Here is a 6,398-nt window from a genome sequence, read left to right as displayed (position 1 = left end):
ATACACACCATTATTAATTAACCATTTATTCTCTGTTGTTACCTGATTCAGAAGAGCCATTCGACTGATTTCATTTATGAAACTATCAATTTTCCCATACCATATTGTTTCATTCGCTTTTTTACGTGTATCAAGCAAGTAAGACTGCACATCATCATCAATCCCTTGGATAAGCTGATACACGACGGCCCCTTTATTCTGTTCACTTATATATGTAGAAATATTATCGTTATATTGTTTTAATATATTCGCTGCATATTGAACGGTTTCAGCATCACAAGAAGCGTTACTAATTAATTTACCGTATGAAGATACCACTTTATCCTGTTTATTTGTGCCAAGTTTGAAATTTGGATTTTTTGCAATTTCTTTTAATGCCGGTAAACATTTATCATGAAAGCTTCGCTCATTTAAATAGTTTACCTCTTTATTATTAAAGCCTACATAAGATACGGAACGTAATACTTCAACAAACGTCTCAATCCCTTTTGTATCATCTTTTGTAAACGTGCTTCCACGACGACCTAATTCATCAATAATAAGCTGGATTCGCTCTTTATTTTGATAAAACGCTTTTGTTTCTTGATTAAATTGATCTAAATCTGTGATTTGATTCCCACTAATACTTCCCAATGTATCGATGAATTCGTCATTACTCATTCTATTCAGCTCTGCCAAAGAATACTTTTGCTGATATTGTTTTGGCGCCGCTTGTTTCACGGCTGGAGCTGGACGTTGTGAAAAATCGTTCACTTTTAAACGTTCTTCATAAGACAATGTTTCGTCTGCTTTTGTAGAATGTGCAAGTTCATCTTTTGAAGTTTCTATCCCAGTTGGTTTCACTTGTAACACATTATAAGGTGTTTTTTCTTCCGCTGATACTTGTGTTTGAATACTTCCAAATGATAAGGCCACTGTACTAATACCGAGCATCATTTGAGTAAATTTTGATTTCTTGTTCATAACATTTCCTCCGTTCATTTAATCCATCCAAAAGAATAACATTTTATCCAGGTAAAACAATGTATTATGCAATATTGCATGTCTTTTCATCTTTCTAAGTATGTAGTTTGTATCATTTGGTTAAATCCCCTAAAAATGTACAAAAATGATACAGATTCTGTCGATAAAATGCTAATTTTATACAATAAGACATTTTTTTGAAGTTAAAATCCTGATTTTCATACACTAAGTAGGGATCACTATACATACCCATCAACTTAAGGATATAAACTATTTCAAAAAGTAAAAAACGCCATCCTTTCTGTATATTTCTACAAAAAGAATAGCGATTTTTTTGCTATATGGATACAAATTTATTTTAACTTGTTGGTGATGGATGGTGCCCCCCTATTAAAAAAATACTAACATATTTTATAAAATATAAGCATTTAAGAATCGAATTTTTTAAAATTTCTAATTTTAATTACGCCCTTTTTCCTTAAGAGTATTTACTATATTAATAAGAAAAATTAGTCCGAAGTTAAAGAATAAAAAAGGATGTAACCATGTTCTAAAATCAACAAGACTTATAATAAGCATTATAATGCAAAGAATACAACCTATAATATCAATGCTAAAAGATAGATTCCCCTTTATTGTTTTCATTTATAACTATTCCCTTTCAGATGCTACTCTTAATTTTAAACTCTCTATATAATAATAATACGGGTTTTAATTTTCAACCATTTTTTACATTTAATCACTTTCGTTGATTCTAGTGCAAGAAATACTGTCATTGTGTACACTGGGGTAGCACCACACATCCATCAACCTAAGATTTTAAAGTACCCCCTAAACGGAAATTTTGTGTTTTTTATAGCACCGTAGTTCATTTTTTTCGTTTTGAGGGCAACCTGTTCTGTTAGGTTGATGGGCATGGGGTCACCATACCCAAAAAGAAAATTGTACGTTTGAACACATTTTGGACACAAAATAACCGGTACCTTGTACGTCAAAGAACCGGTTATTAATGTTACAAATCTTTTACTAAACTTAGTAATAATGAACTTAATTTATTTACATTGACATACCTGGTAAAAACTTCGCTATTAATACAATAATTGCCGCAAAGAATACCGCTTTAATAATGAATAGAATAATAATTGGAATCAATGCTTTCACTTTACTTAATCCAGCTGTAATATGTAATCCAAGCCAAATTAAGACTAAATTCCATACATAGAATATTTCAATTGTATTACCAATTCCATATGCAAATGTACCTTTCGTAAATAATAACCCTAAACTCGTATATTGGCTCATTCCACTACCAAAGATTAGACCTAAACTTGAATTAATAAGTCCACCAATAATAAGGACAATGTTTGTATAAGCTACAATATTCAATAAGGTTTTATAAGGCGTATCATTACCAAAGAACATCATAAACATTTTATAAATAGCAGTTATGAATAGTGTTCCAACCATCGCACTAGCAAAGCTTGTTCCAATTCCAGAAATAACTTCTGATGTAAGTGAACTTTGTCCAGCCATTTCACCTAATTCTTTTTTCATTTTAAGCATCTCAGGTGAGGTATACATAACATACGCATTTAAACCACCTAGAAGCCCTTGTAACAATGCTACTAAGAGGAACATACCCCAAACTTTCTTGTTTGTTTTCATTCTTTCAAATTGTACTCCAGGAGATGTAATCATTCCAAATAATGATGGCTTTTTCGCACCTACATCTTGTGTATTAATATTCGCTTCCATTATTGCGCCTCCTTCTCTCGATATAATCCTCTTAAAGAATGGTACAAACAATTGACTCAAACAATATGTATGTGTAGTAATGATATTTATCTTTACTACACTAGTAAACTATTCGTAGCGAAGTGCTTCAATTGGATCTAATTTTGCGGCTTTATTTGCTGGAATTAATCCGAAAATAATACCAAGTGTCATCGAAAATAATACGCCTCCAACAACAACTTCCCACGAAACGAGCGGTGGCCATTTTGCGAATGTGGAGACAATATATGCCCCGCCATATCCAAGACCAATTCCAATTAAACCACCTAGAAGCGTTAACATAACGGCTTCAATTAAAAACTGTAATAAAATTTTACTACGCGTTGCTCCAAGCGCTTTACGTATCCCAATTTCGCGCGTACGCTCCGTTACAGATACGAGCATTATGTTCATAACACCAATACCACCAACGACTAATGAAATACCTGCGATACCACCGATGATCATTGTCATGATATTAGTGACTTTAGAAACTCCTTCTTGGAACTCTTTTAAGTTCACTAATTCATATTTACCTGGAATTTCACTCGGCTTACGACTATTTAATACTTCAACAGCTTTTTTTCCTGCTGCTTCTAAATTGTCTACATTTTTAGCTTGAATTGCGATACTTTGAATTTCATCTGTTCCGTATAAAACAGGCCATAAGGTGAGAGGAATCAGTATTTCCTCAGTTTCAAATCCCATAAATTCATTGTCTGATTTATAGACACCGATAATTTGCACCGGCTGTCCTTTCATTTCAATAATTTTCCCTACTGGATTTTCATCTTTAAATAACGTCTCTTCTGCCTTCATACTAATCATCACAACGTTATTCCCTTGCGAAATATCTGATTCATTTAATGAACGGCCTTTGACCATTTTCACTTTATTTACTTGAAAATACTCACTATCAAGTCCAATAACATTAATCATTGCTTTTTTATCGTTTATATCAAGTGCTTCCATCGTACTATTCGTCGTAATAACATGGGCAACATCTTTTACCTGTTTCACCTCAAGAATATCTTCTTCCGTTAATTTTGGTACTTCATGCCCACCCATAGCAAACTCATCATTAATATCCGGCTTAAACTGAATTGGCATAAGATTATTACCAGAACCAGCGATTTTCGACTTCAGCATCGCTTCCCCGCCTTGTCCAATTGCAACGACAGTAATAATAGAACCAACGCCGATAATAATACCGAGCATCGTCAGAGCCGAGCGCAGTTTATGAGCTAAAATAGAAGATAGAGCAATTTTCATACTATCTAGTAAACTCATACTGCACACCTTCTATCTTCAGTAATTTTCCCATCTCGCAGTACAATGCGGCGAGATGAATATGCCGCTACTTCTTCTTCATGCGTAACCATAACAATCGTCGTACCTTCTGCATTAAGCTTCGTGAAAATATCCATAACTTGTTCACCAGACTTCGTATCAAGCGCACCAGTCGGCTCATCGGCCATAATGAACGTTGGATTATTCGCAATCGCTCTCGCAATTGCTACACGCTGTTTCTGTCCACCTGATAACTCATTCGGTAAATGATGCACTCTATCTGCTAACCCTACTTTGTCCAGTGCTTCCAAAGCACGCTTACGGCGCTCAGTTTTCTTCACCCCACCATATACGAGCGGAAGTTCAACATTTTCCACCGCTGAAAGACGAGGCAGTAAATTAAAATGCTGGAACACAAAGCCGATATATTCATTACGAATTAAAGCGAGCTTTGACTCATCTGCTGTTAAGATATTCACATCATTCAGCATATATTCGCCTTCTGTTGGACGATCTAAACAACCGATAATATTCATAAGCGTTGATTTACCAGAACCAGACGGCCCCATAATAGAAACAAACTCACCACTTTGAATCGTTAAACTAATACCATGTAAAATCGGCACTGCTAATTTCCCTTGATAATACGTTTTAGAAATATTATTTAACGTAATCATTTCTCTTTCACTTCCATTCCGTCATACACGTTGTCGGAAGGATTTTTAACCACCTTTTGCCCCACTGTTACGCCTTCAACAACCTCTGTCCAGTCTCCATCAGTAGAACCTTTTTTCACATTTTGTTTACGAAGTTTTCCTTTGTCTTCAATATAAACAAATGCATCTTCGCCTTTTTCTACAATGCTCTTACTTGGCACAGCAATCATCGTCTTATTCTCTAAATTTACTTGTAAAGAAACGTGATAGCCTGGAGATAAACCATCTTGACTATCCAGACTTGCTTTATATGTATATTGAGACATATTTTGAGTCGCTTCACCTAGACCAGCCGATTGAGCCATCTCTGCACTTGTTGGGAATTCGCTTACTTCTGTAATCTTACCTGTCCACTTCTTCTTATTATTTGCTTTCGCCGTTACAGTAAACGTTTGATCCTTTTGAATTTGTGACTTCTGAAGTTCTGTTAATGTCCCTTGAACTTGGAACGGATCTTTAGAAGCAACTTGTAAGAATGACTTCCCTTGACCGCCTAACGCTTGAGATGAACTTTGCGCTGCATCTTTGTCTAACTTTTGTACAACACCAGCGAAATTACTATAAATCGTAAGTTCTTGCTGTTTTTTACTTAACTCTTCTTTTTGTAACTTTCCTTTTTCCTTCTCAAGTTCAGTTGTTTTTTGTGCCATTTCTAATTCACTTACTTGCTCTTCCATTGGGTCTGTTACTTCTTTCCCAGCCCCACTATCTTTTGCCTTCTTAATTTCGTTCTTCAATGAATCAATTTTCTTTTTCCCTTGATCATAACGCATATCAGCCATCTTCTGATCAAGCTCAGCTTGTTTCATCTGTAAATTAATTTCTTCATTATCATAAGAGAATAATTTCGTTCCCTTTTCTACCTCTTGTCCTTCTTTCACTGCAATATCTTTCACTTTTCCTTTAGTTGGATCCGCATAGAAGCTTTCAATATTCCCCGGCTTCACCTGACCCGAAATTAACTTCGTATTATTTAGCTTACGCTCTGTCACTTTCTCAAAACTTACAGCATCCGTCTTCGTTGTATCTTTCTTCTTACCTTGCATAACAAAAATATTAACCGCCGCAACGATAACAATTAGTACAATAACCCCGACAATAATCCATTTTTTTTTCGTATTTGGAGTACGAACTGTATTTGGTAACATAATCTTTCCCCTTTCAAAATTAAATATTACTAAACATATAGTAATTAAATAATATAACACGAAAAATACTCATAACCAATATGTAATATTGCATATAATTAGATTAAAAGATTTTTATAAGAATTAATATTTAGTTAAATGAAGAAAGAAAGAAATTGTAGGAAAATTTAAACAAACGTTAGTTTAAAACATTTTGGCGATGAGGAGCATGTAAGGTGACCTCTAAAACAAAAAAAGAAAACAACTTGTATAAAAACAGGTTGTTTTCTTTTATAGGGTAAAACAAAGAAAGAGTGGAAAAGCAATACTCAAACTTATAAACCTAATGGAGTAAACCGACAAATAAGACTAAAAATTCGATGAATCAACAAAAAATCACATAATTCTTATATTTTAGACATTTTTCGCGAAAGTGATGCTCGTTGTTAATTAGTGTGGGTTACCATACATCTCCATCAACTTAAGAATTTTATGACCATCTCAAATTGAACTACCCCCACTTTCACTT

At 34.3% G+C, this 6,398-nt stretch carries 5 protein-coding genes; all 5 read right to left on the bottom strand.

What is annotated here, in order from left to right:
• Positions 1 to 963, bottom strand: a 963-nt coding sequence (locus VK90_RS17735) for a M9 family metallopeptidase N-terminal domain-containing protein (RefSeq protein WP_197088216.1), incomplete at its 3' end; no start/stop codon positions are given.
• 1,056 nt (positions 964 to 2,019) lie between these two features.
• Positions 2,020 to 2,718, bottom strand: a complete 699-nt coding sequence (locus VK90_RS17725; RefSeq protein ID WP_025147990.1) for a Yip1 family protein — start codon at positions 2,716 to 2,718, stop codon at positions 2,020 to 2,022.
• 108 nt (positions 2,719 to 2,826) lie between these two features.
• Entirely contained in the window at positions 2,827 to 4,026 is a 1,200-nt protein-coding gene (locus VK90_RS17720; RefSeq protein WP_048374291.1) for an ABC transporter permease, read from the bottom strand.
• The gene (locus VK90_RS17715) at positions 4,023 to 4,703 is read right to left on the bottom strand and encodes an ABC transporter ATP-binding protein (RefSeq protein WP_048374290.1); all 681 of its coding nucleotides are present in this window, start codon (positions 4,701 to 4,703) and stop codon (positions 4,023 to 4,025) included. Before VK90_RS17715 ends, VK90_RS17720 begins: the two co-directional genes overlap by 4 nt.
• The gene (locus VK90_RS17710; protein WP_048374289.1) at positions 4,700 to 5,890 is read right to left on the bottom strand and encodes an efflux RND transporter periplasmic adaptor subunit; all 1,191 of its coding nucleotides are present in this window, start codon (positions 5,888 to 5,890) and stop codon (positions 4,700 to 4,702) included. The genes VK90_RS17715 and VK90_RS17710 overlap by 4 nt, the downstream gene beginning before the upstream one ends.
• Between the last annotated feature and the right edge of the window lie 508 nt (positions 5,891 to 6,398).

It is taken from the genome of Bacillus sp. LK2 (assembly GCF_001043575.1).
Lineage (GTDB): Bacteria > Bacillota > Bacilli > Bacillales > Bacillaceae_G > Bacillus_A > Bacillus_A paramycoides.
Note: the sequence above shows the minus strand (reverse complement) of the source record. Positions and strands in the feature narration are given on the sequence as shown.